The following is a 22,434-nucleotide window of genomic DNA, read 5'->3' as shown; positions in this document are numbered from 1 at the left end:
ATAATTATTTTTTTACCCTTTGCCTAATTTATAATTTAAATTTTTATATAATAATTATCAAAATATATAGCAAAATTTTACATTATTTTTTGCCTTATTATGTTATTTTTACCTGCTGATTAATTCTGTATTCAATAATTTTTTATAAAAATATATGATGATTTATATCAATATCTTATAAGAGTTTTTTATTTATAATTTCGATAAGAAAAATCATAATTGTATTTTAAAAGGAGTTTTTATGAGGCAAGTTTTAAGCCTAATAGTTTTTTCGTCACTGCTTTTAGCAAATGAAGCAAATTTGGACACTATAAAGCCTGTTAAAGAATTTGCGCCACCGCCAATTATAACGCCAAATGTTGCGCAAAGTGCCTTTGTGGAAAATCAATTTGACCGCACCCAAAGAAGCGAATATCCATTTGTGACAAATTTACTTGATAGCTCAGCGGATATGTTTCATATCTCAGCTGGAATGTATGGCAAAAGCTTTTACAACTCATCGCTTTTTAAATATCGTGGCACAAATTTTTATACCATTTTAAACGCAAATTTCACCAAGGCAAATAGCTATAAAGACGGAAGTGGCAAAAAATGGAACTATGGTTACAATAGACAAGGTCAAAGCGCTATTTTAGGTTTTGTGCCAAATGAGCTTAGTGAGCTTAGACTTACCTTTTTAAGGGATAATATCGATAAAGACAAGCAGCCAGAACACGCGATGGATGCCTTTAAAACGACAAGAAAAGTTGGCAAACTAAATATCAGGCTGGGCGAAGAAGACCTTTCAAATACGCTAAATCTTGAGCTTGCTGCAAAAAAGATTGAGCGAAAAGCTGATAATTTTCATCTAAGAGATACTGCGCCAAATGTAAAAGTTGAGATAAAAAGAGATGTGCTTGAGACAAATTTAAAATATGATGTTAATTTTGCAAGCTTTCATAATCAAATAGGTGCTGGCTTTGAAAAAGATAAACATGATGGCAAAAGATATATAAAGCAAGGCAGTAACTGGGTATTTAACGGATACAGGTTTGCTGATATCAAAAGCGATAAATTTATGCTTTTTGACACACTTGCTTATAAATTTAATGAAGCAAACGAAGCTTCTCTTGCCTTAAAATATGAAGAGCAAAGAAGTAAGCTTAACGGGCTTGATACTAAATATTTCGCACTAAATCCAGCCATTAGCACCACTCGCGGACTGCTTCGTCAAATTTATGGTGAAGACGTAAGTGATAAGATCAAAAAAGATGCTTTTAGCGCAAGTTTAAAATATAAATTTACACCAAACGACAAGGATAGCTATTTTGCAAAACTTGAGAGCCTATCTCGCTTGCCAAGCAATATGGAGCGTTTTAATACACTTTATGGTGCGGGCGATAATGGCTGGATCGCAAATCCAAATTTAGAGCCAGAAAGGCACAATAGAGCGGTTCTTGGCTTTAAATTTGGTAGCCAGTTTTATAAAGAATACCTAAATTCTTTGCAAAACAAAGATGCTTTTAGCTTTAGCGGGCATTTCATCGCTGATAGTGTAAAAAATTTGATCATTTTTGATAGACGTCACTCAAAAGCTACCATGCCACTAAATAAAAATGCTGTCATCTCAAGAAATGTTGATGCAACGCTTTATAGTGTAAATTTCAATACAGAATATAGCTTTGCAAGGCACTTTGGATTAAAAAGCTCACTTTACTATAACTACGGACAAAACAAAACAGATGGCAGACCGCTTTATCAAATAAGGCCTTTTGAGGCAAATTTTGCATTTGACTACAAAGACTATGCAAGCTTTGGTAGCTACAACCTAGGCACTGCACTAAGGCTAGTTTCAAAGCAAACTAGAGGCGATTTTAGCAAGCAAAATGGTCTAGGTATCGACAAAAAAGAGGCAGCAAAAGGATTTGGCTTGCTCGATCTTTATGGTGGCGTAGAGTTTAAAAACAAAGTTGGCATAAGATTTGGCGTAGCAAATTTATTTGACAAAGATTATGCAGAATTTATCAGCGGTGATCACGTAGCAGCACTTGATCCAGTAGTCGTTCATGCCCCTGGCAGAACATTTTTTATTAGCTTTCATAGCAGTTTTTAAAGGAGAAAAAGATGTTAGATAGAAGAAAATTTTTAGGACTTAGCACGGCTTTAGGCGTTAGCGCTTTTGCACCAAATTTATTTGCAAAAGAGAGCTTTAATATGTGGGGCGCACCAGCGATCCCAAGTGTCATAATGGCAGTTGCTGCACTGCAAGGCGAGTTAAATAAAACTTATGATGTGAACCTAAATATCTGGAAAACACCAGATCAGCTTCGTGCAGGCGTAGCTAGTGGGGATATTAAAGTCACGATGTCACCATCAAATGTCGCTGCAAATTTAAGAAATCAAGGGCTTGATTTTGCGATGTTAAATTTACTGACTCTTGGCGTGATGAACGCTATGGTTAAGGACGAAAAGATCAAAAATTTAGAAGATTTTGTAGGCAAAAAGCTAGTCATGCCATTTCGTGGTGACATGCCTGATCTTGTCCTAAGGGCACTTTGCAAGAAGCGAGGCATAGACGCTAGCAAGATAGATATCACCTATACAGCAACACCGCCTGAAGCTCTACTTTTATTTTTACAAAAAGATTTTGATATTTTATTAGTCCCGCAACCTCTTGGCGAAGCGACTATTTTGCGTGGTAAAAAAGCAGGCATTAGCGTACATTACTCAGTTGATTTTCCAAAAATTTGGGGCGAGAGCTTTAATACAAAACCGATAATCCCAATGGCTGGCATTATCGTAGAAAGAGGCTTTTATGAGAAGAGCTTAAATCTATTTGATACGCTTCATAGCGATCTTAAGAACGCACTTTCATGGATACTTGAGAATAAGCAAAGCGCAGCAAAGATAGGTTCAAGCTACTTACCAGCTCCAGAAGTGGCACTTGCAAATGCTTTTGATAAGGCAAATCTAACAGTGACAAAAGCAAATGAACTACAAAGTGAAATTATGGCATTTTTTGAAGAAATTTATCAGTTCAATCCAAAATTTCTAGGTGGTAAGATGCCAGATAAAGGTCTATTTTTATGATACTAATCGACGGCGTCAAAAAAGATCGCTCAGCCTTTTTAAAAATGATTGACTATTTTTGGGGCGGATTTAGCGGATTTGCCGTAGTTTTTTTGATACTGGCTATTTGGCAAGTGGGAAGCGAGTTTAGCTCCCCACTCCTACTCCCTTCGCCAAAAGATGTATTTTTTAAAGTCTGTGAAATCATAAAGGACTACAAAAATAGCGAGATAAATATAACGCTTTGCAGATCACTAGTTGGGGTTAGCACGGCAACATTTTTTGGTATATTTTTAGGGCTAATAGCAGGTAGCTTTAAAAGCTTTGCGGCCTTTTTTAGACCTGTCATTACCTTGCTTTTATCGATGCCACCAATTATTTGGATAGTGCTTGCTATTTTTTGGTTTGGATTTGGAAATTTTAGCACCATTTTTACTATCTTTATAACCGTTTTGCCACTCACTTTTGCAAGCTCGGCAGTTGCTATGAGTAGTGTAGATGAGGAGCTAAAAGAGATGTTTGATGCCTATCATTTAGGCTTTTTAAAAAAGATAAAACACCTCTACATTCCGCATCTTACGAGCTATATCATAAGCTCTGTTAGTGTAGCTGTTGCAATGGGTGTAAAAATAGTCATAATGGCCGAACTCTTGGGTGCAAATAACGGCATGGGAGCAAAGATAGCAAATGCAAGGGCGATGCTTGAAACAACTGAAGTGATGGCGTATGTTCTTTTAAGCATCGCTCTTATCATGCTTTTTGAATACCTCATCATTGAGCCTTTAAAAATAGCCCTGATGCCTTGGAGAAGATGATGCTTGAGCTTAGAAATGTAGAGTATGAAATTTTAAGAGATAAGGTCGTAAGAAATTTTAATTTAAAGGTAGAAAAAGGCGAGGTGGTGACGCTTTTTGGGCCTTCAGGATGTGGAAAAACTACCATTTTGCGGCTTATTAGCGGACTAAATGAGCCTAGAAAAGGGGAAATTTTTAATAAATTTAAAAAAATGACATATTTTTTTCAAGAAAATCGTCTGCTTACATGGAAAAATGCTCTTGAAAATGTGCTTTTAGTTATGGATAAACCTGATCAAAACAGCGTTTTAAAGCTCTTTGCTAAGGTTGGTCTTAGTCAAAAAGACGCACTAAAATATCCAAATGAACTAAGCGGCGGTATGCGCCAAAGGGTTGCTTTCGTGCGGGCGATCGTGACAAAACCTGACCTTCTTTTAATGGATGAGCCATTTTCTGGGCTTGACTATGATATGAAAGAAATTTTGATCGATATCGTTAGCCAAAGAGTGAGCGAGGGTATGAGCATAATACTCGTCACGCACGACAGAATGGAGGCTATAAAGATGTCAAATAGAATTTATTTTCTCGCAAATAAGGGTGCGGTCATACAAAAAGAGCTTATTTTAGACGAGGCTTTTAAAGACCGTGATTTTACATTTATCAGCAAAACAATAGATGAAAATTTTAAAGGGCAAATTTATTATGATTAACAACTTTTTTACCTATCCTATGAGGATATTTTTTCTTACCAGTGCCGCCTGTGCTGTGCTGGGGGCTGCTATATTTTTTACACCAACTGATTTTGTGAGTTTGCATAAATTTATATTTTTGCACCTTTTTCTAGCACTTGCTTATGCTGGTTTTTTACTCACTGGACTAACCGACTGGACGAATTTTAGCTCCTCGCTAAAAGCCCACGCTTATATTTTATTTTCACTCTTTGCAACTAGTTTTATAGCAGCACTTTTTAGCTTATTTTTAGCACATTTTTTTATTACACTTTTTTGGGCATATCTAGTGATGCTTTGCCTGTATATGATCTGGCGAGATAAAAATCTTGATCAATTTGGTGTGCTAGGATTTTTGTTTGGCATTTTAGGTTTTGAAATCTACTATCTAATAAGTGACAACGAAAAATTTTTAAATTTGCAAATTTATCTTCATATCATCGCTATCTTGCTTATTTCGTATCGCGTTAGCGTTGTACTTGGCAAAGAAGCGCTAAAGCGAGAAAAAGATATGGATGAGGCTATCTTTGTGCCAAATTTTATCTATAAAAATATCGCTATTTGCATGACTTGTGCGTTTTTGCTTTTTAATATATTTTTTGAAAAAAGCATCGGCACCTACTATGCAGCCATTGCTTGCGGATGTGCGGTGCTTGCAAAGCTTAAAGAGTGGCATTATAAGCAACTTTTGAGGCATAATTTTGTGATTTACTATTACTTTATGCAGATATTTTTAGCAGTTGGTTTTTTAGGTATCGGAGCAAGTGGACTTTTAAACCTAGGTCTTGAAGTAAATTTTATGCACTTAATAGCCGTAAATGCCGTTATTTTTAGTGTTATGCTTATTTTTAATATCGCTGGACTTCGTCACAGCGGACAAGAGCTTGAGTTTTTACGCCTTAGTAAAGTTGCTTTTATTTTAGTTATTTTAGCTGGCATTAGTAGAGGCATTTTGGCTTATTTTTGGAGTGGATTTTATATTCATTTACCGGCCACTTTGATAGCACTTGCTTTTGTCTTTTGGCTCATAAATTTTTATGCAATTTTTAGAGATAATGAATTCTCTGAGGACCCTGAGTGATATTAGTTTGTATAACTTTCTAGTTTTTCGTGGTCAATGATGAGAAATTCGTGCGGTGTGATCTTTCTGATGATGTCGTCTTTGATAAGCTCATTAAAGGCTGTTGAGGCGCTTTGGCGCTTGAGACCGACAAAGCTTGAGAGCACCTTTAGAGAAAATGGCAAAAATACATATCGGTAGCCATTTTGTTTTAGATCTTGTTCATTTGCAAGCTCGATTAAGAAATTTGCAATCCTGCCCTTTGCGTCTTCAAAAAGTATCGACTTTGTGATCTGGCGCTGCACGATGATGGTGTTTAGCGTGGTTGTTAAAATCTCGCTTGCAGCTTTTGGATTGTGTAAAATTTCGCCGATATTATCTAGTCTAATGACGTAAATTTGGGCATCTTCGAGCACTTCAAATGCGCAGTTGTCATCAAGTATGGCGATGTTGTTTTTTTCTAAATGATAAAGGATAAATTCCTCGCCATCTTCAAAAAATGAGAGCTTTGCTGAGCCGTTTTTTAGGATAATTATCTCGATATCTTCGGTGTAGATCGTGCTTGTTTTTGGCAGCTCTTTAAACTCAAATTTCTCCAGCTCATCTTGTGTTAAGATATCTAAAATATGCGTTTGTAAAAGCCCTAAGCGTGATTTTTTCATCTTTCTCCCAAAAAAGTGTAAGGGCAGATTTTACTTTATAAAGCATTTAAATAAGTTGAAATTTCTCTTTTTTGGTGTTACTTTTTTTCAAATCTTTTTTAAAATAGTGATAAATTCGGGGGGTTTGGCTGCATAAATTGCAACCAAATTTTAAAATCCATGAAGCTCTTTTATCTTCTCATCTATCGGTTTTTTGTGCCCGTCTTTTGTCACACTAACATAGGTCGCGGTGGCGCTTGTGACGTGTATAGTCTCTCTAAAACCGCCGTCATTTAGCCTAAGTGCAGTCACTTCTATCTGCGTTGTTATCGATGTTTTGCCAACTGCGATGATCTTTGCATAGCAGCTTAGCACGTCGCCAACAAAGACTGGTTGTTTAAAGATGATCTCTTTCATCGAAATCGTCACAACTCGCTCGGGAGAAATTTCTCTTGCCGCCTGAGCACCTGCAAGGTCTATCTGACTCATTATCCAGCCGCCAAAGATATTGCCAGCTGAGTTTGTATCTTTTGGTAGCATCACTTGCTTGATGCGTGGCTCGCCAAAGTCCTTTAAAATATCCATTTTTTGCCTTTTAGATTTTAAATTTTTGGTAAATTGTAGCAAATTTTAATGGCTTTATGCTAAAATCCTGCAACTTTAAGGGATGAAAAGATGAATGATTTTAAAAGACTAAACGAACTTACAAAAGAGCAAAAATCCAAACTAAATGCTATTTATAAAAATTTAGATGACAAGATCATAACTGATGCTCTGAAGATTTGTGCCCTTGATGGCACGCCGAGCCAAAAACTAGCCCTTGCTAGAAGGATAGTTGATCTTAAAGTAGACCCACTTCAAAATGAGCTAAAAAAGCTAAATTTAGGCGAGGACGAGCAAAAGCGCGTGCTAAATTTGATCTACGGCTACGTTAGAAATTTATATGAAAATCTGCATGCCGAGCTTATAAAAAAGGCACGTGATGAGCAAATTTTAGACCCATTTTTTCAAGCCTTTGTTGAGGCTATGCACGAGCTTGGACTTAGTCTAAATGCATGGCAAATTTCATGGCAAGAAAAGATAATAGATACCACGAATAAAGAGTTTGAAGCTAAATTTAAAGATTTAGGCGAGGCAAATGAGTTTATCACTAAAAACGGCTTATTTCAGTGTGATAGTAACGGCGTAAGGGCTGATAGAACGTATGGCGCAGTTTGCAAAGAGGGCGAGAAATTTAGCTTTTTGCCTTATGCGCTTGCCTTTAAAGATGAGGTAAAAGAGCTTAAAAAAGTTTTTATAAAAAATCTTGAAATTTTAAGAAATTTGGATCAAAATGACGAGCAAAAATCCTACGTAAAATACCTTGAAAAGCTGCAAAACGCTTTTTGCGAAGAGGACAATGCAAAGGTGATAAACGCTTGGCAAGAGGCTGAGATAGCGTGGATGGATGTAAAAGGAGCGCTTCAGCCAGGCCATCCGCTGGAGTACTACGAGGATGCCTACACGCACGCAGTCGCACTTGAGTGGGACATCAGGCTGGTCGATAGCGAGGGCATTGATGAGCTTAAATTTAAAGAAAAAGTGACAAAAACTTACGAAAGCGTTTGTAAAAAGATCAAATTTGATAACGCCGCAACAAACAAGGCAGTTAGCGAAAATATCGCTAGAACGCAGCTTTATATAAGCGTGCCGATGATCTACTATGGGGCAGAGCTAAACGGGCTTTTTAGCGCTCAGGTTGTGCCAAATGATGAGAGCGTGAGCGCAAAATGCGGCAAGAAAATTTTTGCCTTTGTAAATCACGTCTATGAGGGTGCAAAGGCAAAGCCTTTTATGAAGCTTGGGGCCGAAATTTTTAGCAAGGAATTTTTGGATTTTGGTAGGGAAATTTTATTTTTAAAGCCAAAAATTTGGAAAAAAGTATATGAAATTTCAACGATCGGCCATGAATTTGGGCACATACTTTTTATCGGACTTGATACTGAGATGAGTATGAATAAAAGTGGCGTCTTTAAATTTATAGAAGAGTATAAGGCGACGACTGGCGGGCTAGTAAATTTCTTCTTGCATGAAGAGGCGGAGTATAAAATGGCCGTCTTTCATGAGCTGATAGCCCGTGCGGTTGGGCTTATGGCGTGGCGAAAGGTCGATGAGGTGAGGGCTTATTACTGCGAGGGGCTTATACATCTTAGCCTGCTTTTTAGGGATGGGGTGCTTAAATTTGACGGCAAGCTAAGCGTGGATATGAGCGAGCAAGCCTACGCTAAATTTAAAGAAATTTGCTTGCAAAACTATTACGAGCTAGCGCAAACATATGCTAAAAAAGATGATGCGAGCGTGTTTTTGGAGAAATTTTGCCAAAAAGATGAGCTAAGCTATCTGCCAAAAGATGAAGAGTGCAAGAAATTTGTTGAGCATTTTTACGCTAGATACGAGGCTATCGGCAACGACGTCGATGATAGCGGCGAGTGGCAAAGGTGGCAAAAGCTAGCCCAGGAAGCGGAGAAGAGCCGTGCTTGATAGGATAACAAATTTTCACAACGGCTCTTTTTTATTTATATTTGCCCTGATTATTGCTTATTTTTCTGCTATTTATCTAGGAGATCAGTTACTTTTAAGTGGCGCTTCTATTGCTGTGGATGCGGCAATAGCTATCTTCTTTTTTATTGCATTGAAAAGAGCTGGGGTTTTAAATTCGTATTGGATATATGCTCTTCTTGCTCTTGGATTTTGGGTAGCGGCTGATGTGTTGCTGATGTTTTACGATAGATTAAATTTTGTTAGTAAAAATGTCTCTAGTAGAACATTTATGCAAATTTTATTTTTAGTTCCGTTTTTGATGTTTTTTATATCTTTTGTTGGACTTTTTACTAGTAGTCTTAAAAAAGTTTCATGGCAGCAATTAATTGCTGATGCTTTAGTTATTATTTTTATCGTTTCAAGCTTTCTTTGGTTCTCTGTCTTTCATATGAGCTTTAATATAGCTTTTGATAAAAAATATTTACTAAATCTTGCATATATATCCATAGATACGCTTTTGCTTTGTGCGGTTTTTACCACTTTCTTTTTATTGAGATCAAGGAAAAGGCATAGAGGCTTATTTTTGTATCTACTAGCCATTTTGTTTATATGCGGTTGCGATGCATATTACTCAATTAGACCTTATTTTGGTCTTGATGGTGCAGATATTCATTATGAGAGTTTATTTAAAATCGCATTTTTTATTATATTTTTAGCAAGCCTACATTTGATAGAAAATGAAGCAAATATTAAAATAAGATTATTTAGGCGAGATTCCCAAAGAGTTCTATTGGAAAAAAACGCATTTTTGTTTATTCTTTGTTGTATTACATTAGGCGCTACAAAGACCGATCAGATATATTCATCGTGGATTGTATTTTTGCTTATGACCTTACTAATATACTCTGCGATAACTTACAACATATCTTATTCGCAAAGGATAAAAAGACTATCCCTTGAAGAAAAAACAATAATAAAAAAACTAGATATAGAGATCCAAGATAGCTTAAAAGAACTTGAAGAGAAAAACGAGCGCTTAAGGCAGCTTAGCGAATTTGACTCACTCACTGGGCTTTTAAATAGACAGTCATTTTTAAGCAAACTATCAGAGATGATAAAGACCAAAGCGCTTGGCGAAAAGATAGATATTTATTGCATCGACATCAACCACTTTAAGGCTATAAATGACTCATACGGCCACTACGTGGGTGATGAGGTGCTTTTGAAATTTTCTAAAAATATAAAAGCGATCTTGCCAGAGGGCGCTATCGTCTCAAGGTTTGGCGGCGATGACTTTATGGTAGTTTTAAAGCAAAAAAATGAGGGGCATTATAGAGAATTTTTATACTATCTGCTAAACATCATAGCCGAGCAAATCTCAGTTGGCGACTATAAGATAGCTCTTGGAGCAAAGGTTGGCGTTAGCTCAACGCAAACAAGTGAAATTTTAGCTGATGATCTTATCATGCAAGCTGGAGCGGCACTTGATGCAGCAAAAAGAGATGTTAATACAAAATATGTCTTTTACGATGATATAAAAGAGATCATTCAGGAGAAAAACTACATAGAAATTTTGCTAAATTCTATGAATTTTGATGAGGAATTTAGCCTAAATTTCCAGCCGCAGTATCTGCTAAATGGTAAAAAGATAATAGGCGCTGAGGCTCTTATAAGATGGAACTCTCCGGTAAAAGGCTTTGTAAGTCCAGCTAAATTTATCCCAGTAGCCGAGCAAAGCTCAATTATAAATACAATAGGAATATGGGTGGCAAAAGAGGCCATAAGGCAGATGAGCTACTGGAACAAAAAGTATGGCATCAGCCTAAAAGTTGGCATCAATATCTCGCCAAAACAGGTTGATAATGTAAATTTTGCATCGGACATCTTTGGCTATGTTGAAGAATTTGACATGGATCCAAAGTGTGTCGATATCGAGCTTACAGAGGCAAGCCTCGTCAATGCCGAAGAGATAATGCAAACAGTCTTAAAGAAATTTTCAGATAAGGGCATGAGCATCTCTATCGATGACTTTGGCACTGGCTTTTCATCGATGAACTACATCAAAAAGTATCCACTAGATAGGCTAAAGATCGCAAAAGAACTAGTTGATAACATCGCTATAAACGAGATCGATAGAGACGTTGTAAAAAGCGTTATAACTCTAGCTAAAAATATCGAGCTAAAGACGATCGCTGAGGGTGTTGAAGATGAAACTCAGCTTGAAATTTTAAGAGAGCTAGGCTGCGATGAGATACAAGGTTATTTATGGGGTAAGCCGATGAACGCTAAAGACTTTGAAGAGCTCATAAGAAGCACATTGGACTAATGTAAATTTAAATTTTAGAGTTAGATTTGATTGATATTTAAATGCCTAAAACTTCTGTCTAAAAAACAGAAGTTTTTCACAGGTTTTTCACGAGGTTAATAACTTTTTAAGAAAATTTTTTATGAATTTGTATGGGTTTTTAGCTCATAACGCTTTTGTAGTCTAAATTTTCAAAAAGTAGTAGCTCTTTTTTGCTATCTTTTATGAGTGTTTTTACTAGCTCTGAGGTTTCTTTATTTTTTGGCAAGACAAGATGGATTTTTTCATTTATAAAGATGACAAAGATATTTTTAAGCTCGTAAATTTCACTTACATCTTTTATGTCAAAAATTTCATTTTCTTTTGGCTCATTTTCATAAAATGCCAAATTTTTCTCATTTACTTCAAAGATCATCTCTTTTTTAAAGTCTGAAATTTCTAAGCTTTTTAGCGCCGCTCTTCGTCTATTTTTTAAAAAAATTGGATAAAAAATGATCCAAAAGATAGCAAAAATGGTGCCAATAATAGTAAAAATTTTGGTTTTTAAGAGCATATCAGCGATAAATCCAGCTATAATGGCCTCCGTAAAAATCATAAAAACATTTATAAAATACTGTTTTCTAGCCTTTTTTGAGAAAAATAGATTAAATGCTTGGTAGTCTATTAAATTTTCTCCAGATAAGACGATATTACATTTCATAATTAACCTTAAAGAAAAATTTGCAAAATTATAACTAAAAATAAGGTTTGAAATAGAATAAACAATGGAGAGAAACATTTTTTTTACGTCAAATTCGTCACTTATCCTAAGACAAAAACAAATTTTCTATGCCGTTATAGCTCTTTTTATATTTTCTCAGTTTGCCGGCATTTTAAACTATAAAATTTTTGAAAATTTGTTGATATTTTTGGGCTTTGTTTTTGTGGTTCTTGGCATCTATATCTCTATGAACAGATCGAAGCTTAAAGTCATCCACTGGCTTGCTGTATGCTTTGGAGTCTTTATCTGGGCTATTATTGACGCCATTAGAAGCGTCAATGAAGACTTTTTTTTAAGAAGTAAAGAGCAAATTTCTTATCTTGATTTTTTTGATCTGCTCCCTATGTTTTTGCTTTTGGTTGCTGTTGGCATATTTTTTATTAATAAGATTAAGGCACTTCCAAAAAGAAAATGGAAACAGATTTTATCCGATAGTTTTAACGTTTTTTTATTAGTTTGCATTCTTACTTATTGTATGGTTGGGGATATTGGCTATCTTAAAGAATTTATACTTTCAAAAAATATAAACAACATCGTTTTTAGTCTTGCTTTTTTTATAAATTTACTAATTTTATTTATAACGCTTAGTGAAATTTTTACAAGCACTACTTTTGGACTTAAATATAGTGGCTTTTATTTCATTGTGGGAAGCGTGATTTTTACACTACTAAATTTATATGTTTTTTATAATGGTTTTTTATTTAATGACTTTAAAGTTAGATTTCATTCGCTGTATCTTGTTCCTTTTATTATTTTAATGGTTGGAAGTTTTTATCTAAAAGGTAAAAACAAAGATATAAATATGGAAAATGTTGGTATTGGTTTTGTGTCAAGACTAATACCAATGACTTCAGCTTGTTTGCTTTTGATAAAAGGAGACATAGATGCCACATCTGATCTGATAGCGTTGATTATTATTGTTATTGGTGCTATTTTGGGCTATTATTGTAGGGCTTCTAATGAAAGTGATGAAGCATATGAGGCCGAACGTCTTTTACATGATATAAAAAATAAAGAAAAGCGTAATAAGATGGTTGAGCTAGAGATCATGAATTTAAGCTTAGAAAATGTATCTGAAAAGGACTATCTCACATCTTTTGATAATAGAGACTCTTTACTAAATAAGCTAGATGAGATGTGTAAAGCCATAGAAGAAGAACAAGAGATTGTAGTTTATTATATAAATATAAGCCGTTTTAAAAATATAAACACATCCTATGGTCACGGAATCGGCGATAAAATTTTAAAAATAGTGGCAAAGCGCATACGTGAAGCGTGTAATAGACAAGAATTTATAGCGAGGATAGGTGCTGACGAGTTTATCGTGCTTTCAAATATGGAAGAAAATAGCCACACTAAGCGTATGAAATTTGGCTTGGAGCTACGAGAGACGATAGAAAAGTCTATGCAAGTAGATAAATATCACTTTTATCTTAAAAGTATCATAGGAATTTATGTTGTAAATAGAAAAAATATCACTGAACCTAGAGATATCATCAAAAGAGCTGATATGGCGATGTATTATGCCAAGAATAATCCAGCTTTAAACCCTATGGTTTATAATAAAGATATAGATAGGGAAACATATAGAAATTCAGCTATCGAAATAGCTCTTAAAGGAGCAAATTTGCAAGAGGACTTTGAAATCTACTTTCAGCCTATTGTTGATATGGAAAATCAAAAGATATCTTGTGCAGAAGCACTTTTGAGATGGCATTCAAAAGAATTTGGCTTAAAAGAGGCTGGCGAGTTTATGGAGATAGCTAGTTTAAATAGTGAAATTTTAAACGAAATTTGCACTCTTGCTGTCCTAAAATCAATAGAACAAGTCGTATCGTGGAGACAAAAGGGTATAAAGATACCAAAGATAAGTATAAATGTAGATCAGATACAAAGCACATCTGAAAAATTTGTAAGTGCCTTTATACTTGCTTTAAATTCACATCATTTAAATCCAAAGCAGTTTGAACTCGAATTTAGTGAAAGTATATGGCAAAACGACCAAGAGACGCTTGATAAAATTTTCTCACTTTTAGAGAAAAATAGCATAGATGTTTGTATAGATGACTTTGGATCTGGATATACGTCATTTGTCTATATCAGAAAGTATAAGATCGACCGCATAAAGATAGCAAATGACTTTGTCGCTCAGTCAGTGATCAACAAAAAAGATATGCAAATAGTCGCTGCTATCATAAATATAGCAAAATCAATGAAGCTAAAAGTGACAGCAAAAGGCGTGGAAAGCCACGAGATAAAAGAGCTTTTAAAAGAGCTTAATTGTAATGAAATGCAAGGATATTTCTTATCTCGTCCGATGAGTGCGGAGGAGTTTGAGAATTCTTTAAGGCAGAATTCTCACATGGTGGCTGATATTTAAATTTCAGCCTTTATCTCTTCGTTTGATTTTACGACCATGCCTGAGCCATGTATCACGCTTGGGATACAGCTTGTGCAGATATCGACCTCTTCACCGTTTTTGTGAGCGTGGATGAAAACTGCATTTTTATCATCGCTGCTTTTTAGTCCGCAAACGTTGCAAACTACTAGATCTTTCTCTCTCATCTTTTCTCCTTTGAAATTTTGGGTGATTTTACATCTTGTAAGCTTGCATTAAGATGATTTGGGTCAAGCTTGTCGCTTAAGCATTAATTGTTTTTTGTTATAATCATTTAAAATTTAAAAGGTTTAAAAATGGATGAAAGAACTATTGTTTTAGAGATGTTAAAGATGCAACAAAGCCTAAATGACGAGACAAACGGGCTTGGTTGGGAAAATGGCTATACAAATAAAAATAAACTCATAAGCTGGAGGCGCTGCATATATATGGAGTGCGCTGAGCTCATTGACAGCTTTGCGTGGAAGCACTGGAAGAGCATAGATGCCAAGACTGATGAACAAAATTTACGCATCGAGGTTGTCGATATCTGGCACTTTATAATGAGCCTAGCGCTACAAATTTACAAGGCAAAGCAGCTTGGCGATGTTGAGACTTTGGCTGATGATATCTGCCAGTCAAGCGGCTTTAGTGACTATTGCAAAGAGCCATTAAAGGTCGAAGATGAGAGCATTTATGAGATCATGAACGACGTTGAGATGCTTATACATGAGTGCAGCGGCTTTGACTATGATATCTTTGATATCTTTAAAATTTATTTCTCAATGTCTTTAAAATGTGGCGTAAATTTATACTCGCTTTATGAGTGCTACATCGCTAAAAACGTTCTAAATCGCTTTCGCCAAAATAACGGCTACAAAGAGGGAAGTTATAAGAAAATTTGGAACGGACGTGAAGATAACGAAGTGATGAGCGAAATTTTATCAAATGGCGTTAGTAAGATAGATGAAATTTACGCCGCACTTGAGCGTGAGTATAAAAAGGTAAAATGATAAATCTTCTTCGCCTTGGCTTTAAAGACTTTTTCACAGCCAAATTTATAACGCTATCTATATTGCCGCTTTTTCTTAGCATTTGTAGCCTTGCGTGGCTTACGATCTGGGGAGGCGGCGAGATATTTGACCTTTTAAGCGATGGCGCTAAAAACGAAAATTTCGCCTTTTTGGAGACAAACTCGACGCTATCTTTTATAGCTATTAAAATTTTAAGTTTTAGCGCTACAAAGTGGATAGTTAGCATACTTTTTTACGTTCTAAGCACCTTTTTAACGATCATCATTAGCATCGTGATCGCCCTAATCGTAGCTGGCTTTTTAACGCCAGTCGTGGCTAAAGAGATAAACAAAAGGCACTACAACTACGTGCTTAAAAGCGAGGCTAGCACGGCTAGAGTGCTAAAGGTGATGATGGTTGAGATCATGAAATTTCTTGGGATCTTGCTCGTTTGCCTGCCACTTTTGTTTGTGCCGTTTGTAAATTTTTTCATCATAAACGTGCCGTTTTTTTACATCTACTACAAACTTTTACTCATAGATGTTGGCTCAAACACACTTGATAGCGATAAATTTGAGCTTGCCCTGCTTGAAGGTGGCGGGGTTAAATTTATTGCTTTTACACTTTTATTTTATCTCATCTCGCTTGTGCCGCTTGTGGGATTATTTTTTCAGCTTTATTTCGTGATAGTCTTGTCGCACCTCTTTTATCAAAGAGAGGCGCTTATAAAAATTTAGAGCCAAGAGGCCCTAAATTTAAGCGTAGTAAGATACTTTTTTGCTCTCATCAAGCAAGGTATCAAATAACCTTTTTGTCGCACTTAGTAGATTTTTATTTGCGTCATTTTTAGCTAAAAGTTCGTCAAACATCTTTAACATATTGTCATTTATGAAATTTTTGTGATCCAGATCTTTTGCGTCAGGTAGCATCTGCTTGATCTTGTTTGAAAGCTCGCTTATGCTTTGGCTGCTACCTGCGATCTTATCGCCCTCTTTGACATTTTTCATAAACTCATCAACCTGTGGGCGAATTTGCTTCATCGCTTCTTCGATCTCTTTCATATCCTGCTCGTCTATGCCGTTGCCTTTATAGGCAAACTCGTAGCCGTATTCGTGCGTTAGAGTTAGGCTTCTTTGGCTTGAAGTGCCATTTTTCTGGCTTGAAAACTCTAAATTTTTGTTGTCATACATCGAAAAGCTTATCTCGTCGCCTGAGCTAGTCTTCATCGAAAAGCTCATGTTGTTGTAGCTTCCTTGAGAGTAAAAATTTGTTTGCATTTTTAAATCCTTTTGAGGCTAAATCGGCAAATTTTTAATTTCATAAAGCAAAATTTTGTAAAATGCGTCAAAAAAGGACGGGCGATGTGTTGTTTTGGGACTAGGATCTTTTTGCTGATGCTTATCACTGTTTTAAGCTTCGTTTTTGCTAAGCTTTGCCCAGTTTTGCCAGTCGTTGGCTACTACTTGATACTTGCAAATTTGCTCTCAATTTTAATGTTTTCACTATTTTTTAAAGGGCTTTTGCCAAGCTTCGTAAAAGTAAATGCGATCCACTACTTTTCGCTCATTGGCGGCTTTTTGGGAGCATTTTTAACAATGCTCATTTTTAAAAGGGTTGCAAAAGATAAATTTACTTTAATAGAGCTCATTATTTTTACGCTTTGGGTGCTGATAATCGCCATAGTCATCTTTAAATTTCAAACCATTCTTGACATTTTTAGGGGAATTTAGATGGATGAGAGGATAGTTAAATTTCTAAAAAAGATGCACCTTGCAAGTGTCTGCGCCATTGATGATGATGGACAGCCTTACGCTTTTAGCGCATTTTACGCCTTTGATGAGGTAAATTTTTGCCTTTTGCTAGCTAGCTCTGATGAGAGCTCACATATCAAATTTTTAAAAAACTCAAAGCTCATTGCTGGCACCATCGCTCTTGATACAAAGATCGTTGGCAAGATAGAGGGTGTACAGTTTCAAGGGGTGATGAGAGAGGCTAGTGCAAGCGAGCGAGAAATTTACTTTAAAAGATTCTTTTATGCAAAAGCGATGGATCCAAAAATTTGGTCTATAAGCCTTGAAAAGGTTAAATTTACGAGCAACACTCTAGGCTTTGGCAAGAAAATTTTTTGGCAAAAATATAAGATCCAAACAGACCTATAATCCAAAAAAGTGAGTGCCATTTAAGCACTCACTTGCCTCACATAACTTTAAATTTACATCATTTTTTAAGCCTTATTTTACTAATATCACCCCTTTTAAAGGAGAAAAAATGAAAAATTTAATAGCCATAGTTGTGGTCATAGCAGCACTTGTCTTTGGCGCTTTCAAATACGCAAATTCATTTGTAGTGCTTGATGAAAACACCAACGAGAAGTGGTCGCAGGTGCTAAATCAATACAAAAGAAGAGCCGATCTCGTGCCAAATTTAGTTGAAACTGTAAAAGGCTACGCAGCTCACGAGCAAAAGGTCTTTGGAGATGTGGCAAATGCAAGAAGCAAGAGCATGCAAGTAAGCATCGACGCAAGCAGCCTTAGCGACGAGGCGAAGATAAAAGAATTTATGGCGGCTCAAGGTCAGCTAGGCTCAGCTCTAAGCAGGCTGATGGCAGTTAGTGAGAGCTACCCAGAGCTAAAAGCAAACCAAAATTTCCTCTCACTCCAAAGCCAGCTTGAAGGCACAGAAAACCGCATAAGCGTAGCAAGACGCGACTACATCGAGGCTGTAAAAGAGTACAACGTAGCTCTTAGAAGCTTTCCAGGTAAATTTATAGTAGGCATTTTCTACCCAGAGATGAAGCCAAAACAAGGCATCGAGGTTAGCAGCGAAGATATGAAAAATCCAAAAGTTTCGTTTGAGAAATAATGAAAAAAATCATTAGCCTTCTTCTCTTTGCGCTTTGTTTTTGTTTTGCTCTAAATTTCAATGAGCAGATCAATGATGAGGCTCATATCTTTTCACAAAATGAAAGAGATGAGCTTTTAAGCTTAGTGCAAAATTTCGAGCAAAACAGCACCACGCAAATCGCCATAGTGACTTTAAATTCGCTTGAAAATAAGAGTATCGAAGAGCTATCGCTAGAAATAGCTAGAGGCTACAAACTAGGTCAAAAAAAAGATAGCAACGGCGTGCTTTTGGTGGTAGCTCCAAATGAGAAAAAGGTCCGCATTGAGGTTGGATACGGACTTGAAGGGGTGCTAACTGACGCCATCTCAAGCCAGATCATAAATAGCGTGATGATACCTCAGTTTAAAAACGGCAATATGAGTGAAGGCGTGAAAGAGGGCGTTTTAGCGATCATAAAAGTGGCTAGCGGTGAGGAATTTAGTAACAAAACTAGCCTTAGCGACTTGCCTTTTGGCGTGTTTGCCTTTTTTGCTGGCATGCTCTCTTGTTTTGCCTCTGTGATCTTTGGCAAATTTTTTATGCGAACTGGCTTTAGCACGTGCTTTGCTGGACTTGTATCAACCGCACTTGAGCAGGGATTTGGCGTGCAAAACTACCTTATCATCTTTGGCGTTTTTGCCTTTATATTTGCGGTATTTTTTCTAATATTAAAAGACGTTTTTAAGAGAAATAGCCAAGGTGGCTCTTTGCCAATGGGCTTTAGACGAGGTGGTTCAGACTCAAATGGCGGCGGTCGCTCAAGCGGCAGAGGAGGCGGCTTTAGTGGCGGCGGCGGTGGTTTTGGCGGAGGCGGAGCTAGCGGCAGCTGGTGAAATTTGCCTGCTTTAGAAGTAAATTTATTATGTTTTGCAAATTTTAAAATTCCATTCACCCCTAAGAATTGACTACTAAAATTTGGCTTCACTCATCGCTTAGCTCAAATTTTAGAGCCAAAATTACTCGCTCACGAAATTTTAAAATTTGCCATTTTTCTTTGTAGAACAAAGGATCATTTTGTGTATTTTTTACTCGCCATTTGCATATAAAAGCTAAATTTCTTAAAATATGCCAAAAAATTAGGAGCAAAAATGCTATCAGGCGAGCTACTTAAAAGCCATTTTGCTAAATTTGATCTAGTGGAAATGCTTAGTTGGTTTTTAGAGCAAAGTCATTTTGACAAAGAAAAATTGAAAGCACTCAGGCGAGATGGCTTTAAAAGCTTAGATAAGAGCCAAAGAGAGGAGCTTCTTAAAATAGCAGGTTTTAAGGCGTATCTTGACGCGAAATTTCAGGACTTTTTGCGTGAGCTGATGCAAAGCAAGATCTTCGTTGTAAGCGGCGTGGAGTATAAATTTGGCGAGCTTGAAATTTACACTTGCTTTGATGCAAACACCTACAAAAGATCGTGCGAGGCGGGCGAAATTTACTTTCACAACTTTGGTTTTGACATCTCTTTTAAGAGTGAGCCAGCGCTTTATGGTGGCATCTTGGTAAGAAGTTTAAAGCCATTAAAAGAGCAAAATTTCATCTTTGGGCCAAGAAAATGCGCCCTTCACATTTTAAATGCAAAAGTTCAAAATTTAAACTTTGATCTAAAAGAGGCAGATTTTAGAGAGGATGAGGTCGCTTTTACGCCAAGGATTAGATCGTTTAAAGATGAGAGAGAGCTTCAAAATGACGCTTTAAGGGTGGTTAGTGGTGAGTTTAGTAAGGCGCTTAAAAGTGCAAAAGAGTATAAAAAAAGAGTTGAAAATGCCTATAAAAAGGGGTGAAATTTATCTTTTTATCGGCTTTGATGCTGAGAAATTTAGCCCAAAGCGTTTTGGCTAGCTCGGGGCTTTGGTTTTATTTTATAACGGCTAGTTTGCCGGTACCGGCGTTTTTATTTACCTCGTTTTGGACGTTTGAGGCTTCTAGGAGCTCAAATTTATATGGAGGCTCAAATGGCGGCTTAGTTAGCTTTTCACAAACGCTGCCTTTTTTTGAAAGGTCTATGTTGCCGCTTTCAAAAATGGTTCCTTTGTTACACTTGTAGCTTATTTTGACGCCATTTGTAAAGTAGTTGTTTTGAGCGTATATTAGCGAGCAAAACGCACGCCAACAGCGTATTTTTGGTCATAAAAGCCATCTTTTGAGTCGTAAAAGTTGTTATAGACGTGCACCTTTGAATTGCGTGCCATAGGTAGGCGTTGCGCGCAGTTGTCAAAAATGTTGTGAGCGAGAGTTATAGTCCTAGTTTCGCTGCTACCGTCATAGTCTCTTGAGTCTATTAGCATCGTTTTGTCGTGGTTTCCAAAGATCTTGTGCGAGATCGTGATAGCTGCACTATCTTTCACACAGTTCCGTCGTAGGTCTGCCACTTGGTAAGCTCTTTGTCTGCTAAATTTACATGGCTAAGCTCCACTGTGTCCTTAAAATGGCAGTGATCTATCCAGATGTTTTTGCTTGAATCTATGCTCACACCGTCATATTGCGCGTTAAAGCCGTCATTTTTTTGTATATCTGGAAATGGATCAAAAGCATCTAGGGTATTCATGTTGCGGATAGCGATATTTTGGACATTTTTTAGTAAAAATGAGCCACCTTTTATGCCTGAGTTTTCGCCTAAGCCGATTACCTTGGTATTGCTAGCTACCGGCACTACGATGAGTTTTTTCCACTCATTGGCTAAATTTTTGCGAAGCTCTGCTAGCTTTGGATCTTGCGATCCATCTAAAATGCACGGCATGAAGCGCCGTAAGTCTGCATAAACTTGGGTATAAGAGCTAAACTCACCACTGCTAATATCACTCCAGCCCCAAGCTCTTGCCATTTTGCGGGATCTTGCCTTCGCTAAGGTCTATGAGCCCATCTATATAGATGACGTAACCACCCATTTGAGCATATTTTACGAGCTCTTGCTTGTCTTTTACGATGACTTCTTTACTCTCTTTACCGGCATATCCGCCAAAATTTGCTCCTCGCCAATGCTAGCGTAGCCAAAAGGTAAGTCGCTTACTTTTATCTCGCCCACCTGTGCCTCAGTGCCAAATGCAAATAACGCACTAATGGCGAGTAGAAGTATCTTTTTTAAACATTTTTAACCACCTAAATTTGGCTTTTAAGATCACCTCCACGTTTTTGGCCGGTTAAATTTAGTGCTATTTTTAGAAAGATAAAATTTAAGCAAAAAATATCTCGCTTTTTAGACGAAGCAAACATAGATAGGCGCTTAGCACGCTTTGCTCTCTAACGTAGTTGCGCTCCCCTTTTAAAAGAAGCCTCTCAACCTCGATATTGCCGTTTCTATCGCCAGCTGCGACATATACCGTGCCAACTGGCTTGCTAGCTGTGCCACCACCTGGTCCTGCTATGCCACTTATAGCAAGCGCAAAGTCCGCATTTGTCGTGCTTAGCGTGCCTTTTACCATCGCTTTTACGCAAGGCTCGCTCACGGCTCCGTAACTATCTAAAATTTCATCCTCAACGCCCAGCCACTCGTGCTTTATGTGATTTGCATAAGTTACTAACGAGCCATCAAAGCTAGCTGAGATGCCGCCATATCTTGCAAATTTAGCCGCTGCAAGCCCAGCCGTGCAAGACTCGGCAAATGAAATTTTAAGCCCCTTTTGCATGAGCTTTTTTGCTACAAATTTGATCACATCTTTTTGTGGGATAAATTTTTGCGAAAATAGCGTTTTTACCCCTTGTAAAAAGCTCTCGATCTGGCCAAATTTGTTGCTTTTTGCCCTTACTAGTATCAAATTTGGCAGGATCTGCGCAATGGTTATATCGACCTCATAAGTTTTAGCAAGTGGCAGCATAAGGATCCTCGCGCTATCTGCGTCGATGTCTATTAGATGAAAGTAGCTAAAATCAGGCTCGTACTCGACTAAAAACTCACCTAGCTCTTCATTTGGATTAGCTTTTATGAGATTTATCTGAGCGTTATTTAGGCTGGCTAGAAAGCTATTTTTTGAGTAGTCTAAGCTATCTTTAAGCGCAAGTGTCGTGCTATCTTTTAGCTCGAGCGAGCCCCCTGTTAGCGTCGCTACGATCTTTGCGGCGATGGCAAAATTTTCATCCGAGCCAAAAATGCTTACAAAGTCGTAATCTTTTGATAAATTTTCGATGATAAAAGGTAGCTCTTTGCTATTTTTTGGAGCAAAACTGACCACTCCAAGCTCGCCAAAATGATCCTCGTAACTTTGAAAAATGTAGTTTAGAAATTCTCTATTTATCTCAAGATCTTCGCCTATTATCAAGATACTTTGTCTCATTTTTAAGCTCCTTTTTTTGCCTCATTATACTATTTTTCAGTGTGAT

At 37.0% G+C, this 22,434-nt stretch carries 23 protein-coding genes; 15 read left to right on the top strand and 8 right to left on the bottom strand.

Features of this window, described 5'->3' with window-relative positions; all coding sequences use genetic code 11:
- Positions 1-241: 241 nt before the first annotated feature.
- The 5 genes from FZ945_RS07425 to FZ945_RS07405 are packed head-to-tail and all read left to right on the top strand — an operon-like array spanning position 242 to position 5,651.
- Complete coding sequence (locus FZ945_RS07425; RefSeq protein WP_148803622.1) at positions 242-2,092, top strand: TonB-dependent receptor domain-containing protein; 1,851 nt, start codon at positions 242-244, stop codon at positions 2,090-2,092.
- Between the two features lie 11 nt (positions 2,093-2,103).
- Positions 2,104-3,069 carry an ABC transporter substrate-binding protein gene (locus tag FZ945_RS07420; RefSeq protein ID WP_148803620.1) on the top strand — a complete coding sequence of 322 codons (966 nt, stop codon included), beginning with the start codon at positions 2,104-2,106 and terminating at the stop codon, positions 3,067-3,069.
- Positions 3,066-3,863: an ABC transporter permease gene (locus FZ945_RS07415; protein WP_148803618.1), complete on the top strand. Its 798-nt coding sequence runs from the start codon at positions 3,066-3,068 to the stop codon at positions 3,861-3,863. Before FZ945_RS07420 ends, FZ945_RS07415 begins: the two co-directional genes overlap by 4 nt.
- Entirely contained in the window at positions 3,863-4,552 is a 690-nt protein-coding gene (locus FZ945_RS07410; protein WP_148803616.1) for an ABC transporter ATP-binding protein, read from the top strand. The genes FZ945_RS07415 and FZ945_RS07410 overlap by 1 nt, the downstream gene beginning before the upstream one ends.
- Complete coding sequence (locus tag FZ945_RS07405) at positions 4,545-5,651, top strand: NnrS family protein (protein ID WP_148803614.1); 1,107 nt, start codon at positions 4,545-4,547, stop codon at positions 5,649-5,651. The genes FZ945_RS07410 and FZ945_RS07405 overlap by 8 nt, the downstream gene beginning before the upstream one ends.
- A gap of 2 nt (positions 5,652-5,653) precedes the next feature.
- Here the strand turns inward: FZ945_RS07405 and FZ945_RS07400 are convergent, their stop codons facing one another.
- Positions 5,654-6,292 carry a Crp/Fnr family transcriptional regulator gene (locus FZ945_RS07400; protein ID WP_148803612.1) on the bottom strand — a complete coding sequence of 213 codons (639 nt, stop codon included), beginning with the start codon at positions 6,290-6,292 and terminating at the stop codon, positions 5,654-5,656.
- Positions 6,293-6,442: 150 nt separating this feature from the next.
- Positions 6,443-6,856, bottom strand: a complete 414-nt coding sequence (locus FZ945_RS07395) for an acyl-CoA thioesterase (protein WP_009295346.1) — start codon at positions 6,854-6,856, stop codon at positions 6,443-6,445.
- A gap of 90 nt (positions 6,857-6,946) precedes the next feature.
- Between FZ945_RS07395 and ciaB the strand changes: the two genes are divergently transcribed.
- Positions 6,947-8,791, top strand: a complete 1,845-nt coding sequence (ciaB, locus tag FZ945_RS07390; RefSeq protein WP_148803610.1) for an invasion protein CiaB — start codon at positions 6,947-6,949, stop codon at positions 8,789-8,791.
- Positions 8,792-9,677: 886 nt separating this feature from the next.
- Positions 9,678-11,117: a putative bifunctional diguanylate cyclase/phosphodiesterase gene (locus FZ945_RS10335; protein WP_262367194.1), complete on the top strand. Its 1,440-nt coding sequence runs from the start codon at positions 9,678-9,680 to the stop codon at positions 11,115-11,117.
- Between the two features lie 139 nt (positions 11,118-11,256).
- Here FZ945_RS10335 and FZ945_RS07380 read toward each other — a convergent pair whose 3' ends face one another.
- Positions 11,257-11,796 carry a hypothetical protein gene (locus FZ945_RS07380; protein ID WP_148803606.1) on the bottom strand — a complete coding sequence of 180 codons (540 nt, stop codon included), beginning with the start codon at positions 11,794-11,796 and terminating at the stop codon, positions 11,257-11,259.
- Positions 11,797-11,860: 64 nt separating this feature from the next.
- Between FZ945_RS07380 and FZ945_RS07375 the strand changes: the two genes are divergently transcribed.
- Positions 11,861-14,236 carry an EAL domain-containing protein gene (locus FZ945_RS07375; protein WP_148803604.1) on the top strand — a complete coding sequence of 792 codons (2,376 nt, stop codon included), beginning with the start codon at positions 11,861-11,863 and terminating at the stop codon, positions 14,234-14,236.
- Here the strand turns inward: FZ945_RS07375 and FZ945_RS07370 are convergent.
- The gene (locus FZ945_RS07370; protein WP_002940779.1) at positions 14,233-14,421 is read right to left on the bottom strand and encodes a hypothetical protein; all 189 of its coding nucleotides are present in this window, start codon (positions 14,419-14,421) and stop codon (positions 14,233-14,235) included. The genes FZ945_RS07375 and FZ945_RS07370 overlap by 4 nt on opposite strands.
- A gap of 129 nt (positions 14,422-14,550) precedes the next feature.
- Between FZ945_RS07370 and dut the strand changes: the two genes are divergently transcribed.
- Entirely contained in the window at positions 14,551-15,246 is a 696-nt protein-coding gene (gene dut, locus FZ945_RS07365) for a dUTPase (RefSeq protein ID WP_009294967.1), read from the top strand.
- Positions 15,243-15,983 carry an EI24 domain-containing protein gene (locus tag FZ945_RS07360; RefSeq protein ID WP_148803602.1) on the top strand — a complete coding sequence of 247 codons (741 nt, stop codon included), beginning with the start codon at positions 15,243-15,245 and terminating at the stop codon, positions 15,981-15,983. The genes dut and FZ945_RS07360 overlap by 4 nt, the downstream gene beginning before the upstream one ends.
- Before the next feature lie 18 nt (positions 15,984-16,001).
- Here the strand turns inward: FZ945_RS07360 and FZ945_RS07355 are convergent, their stop codons facing one another.
- Positions 16,002-16,523 carry a hypothetical protein gene (locus FZ945_RS07355; RefSeq protein WP_021092115.1) on the bottom strand — a complete coding sequence of 174 codons (522 nt, stop codon included), beginning with the start codon at positions 16,521-16,523 and terminating at the stop codon, positions 16,002-16,004.
- A gap of 84 nt (positions 16,524-16,607) precedes the next feature.
- Between FZ945_RS07355 and FZ945_RS07350 the strand changes: the two genes are divergently transcribed.
- From FZ945_RS07350 to FZ945_RS07330, 5 genes are all read left to right on the top strand, one after another.
- Positions 16,608-16,976, top strand: coding sequence for an L-arabinose ABC transporter (locus FZ945_RS07350; protein ID WP_262367193.1), 369 nt, complete (start codon positions 16,608-16,610; stop codon positions 16,974-16,976).
- Positions 16,977-17,405, top strand: coding sequence for a hypothetical protein (locus tag FZ945_RS07345; RefSeq protein ID WP_148803601.1), 429 nt, complete (start codon positions 16,977-16,979; stop codon positions 17,403-17,405). It begins immediately after the preceding gene.
- 109 nt (positions 17,406-17,514) lie between these two features.
- A complete protein-coding gene (locus FZ945_RS07340) occupies positions 17,515-18,108 on the top strand; it encodes a LemA family protein (RefSeq protein ID WP_148803598.1) in 594 nt (197 codons plus the stop codon).
- Complete coding sequence (locus tag FZ945_RS07335) at positions 18,108-18,962, top strand: TPM domain-containing protein (protein WP_148803596.1); 855 nt, start codon at positions 18,108-18,110, stop codon at positions 18,960-18,962. The genes FZ945_RS07340 and FZ945_RS07335 overlap by 1 nt, the downstream gene beginning before the upstream one ends.
- A gap of 255 nt (positions 18,963-19,217) precedes the next feature.
- Positions 19,218-19,901, top strand: a complete 684-nt coding sequence (locus tag FZ945_RS07330) for an ABC transporter substrate-binding protein (RefSeq protein ID WP_148803594.1) — start codon at positions 19,218-19,220, stop codon at positions 19,899-19,901.
- 306 nt (positions 19,902-20,207) lie between these two features.
- On the opposite strand, the gene FZ945_RS10330 is transcribed toward FZ945_RS07330, so the two are convergent.
- From FZ945_RS10330 to FZ945_RS07320, 3 genes are all read right to left on the bottom strand, one after another.
- Positions 20,208-20,465, bottom strand: a complete 258-nt coding sequence (locus tag FZ945_RS10330; protein ID WP_262367192.1) for a pectate lyase family protein — start codon at positions 20,463-20,465, stop codon at positions 20,208-20,210.
- Positions 20,462-20,941 carry a pectate lyase family protein gene (locus FZ945_RS10325; RefSeq protein WP_262367191.1) on the bottom strand — a complete coding sequence of 160 codons (480 nt, stop codon included), beginning with the start codon at positions 20,939-20,941 and terminating at the stop codon, positions 20,462-20,464. Before FZ945_RS10325 ends, FZ945_RS10330 begins: the two co-directional genes overlap by 4 nt.
- Positions 20,942-21,290: 349 nt before the next feature.
- Positions 21,291-22,388 (bottom strand): CinA family protein, encoded by a 1,098-nt coding sequence (locus tag FZ945_RS07320; protein WP_148803592.1) that lies wholly within the window; start codon positions 22,386-22,388, stop codon positions 21,291-21,293.
- Positions 22,389-22,434: the final 46 nt, after the last annotated feature.

Source organism: Campylobacter concisus (assembly GCF_902460535.1).
Taxonomy (GTDB): Bacteria; Campylobacterota; Campylobacteria; order Campylobacterales; family Campylobacteraceae; genus Campylobacter_A; species Campylobacter_A concisus_AS.
This window is presented reverse-complemented; position numbering and strand designations above follow the sequence as displayed.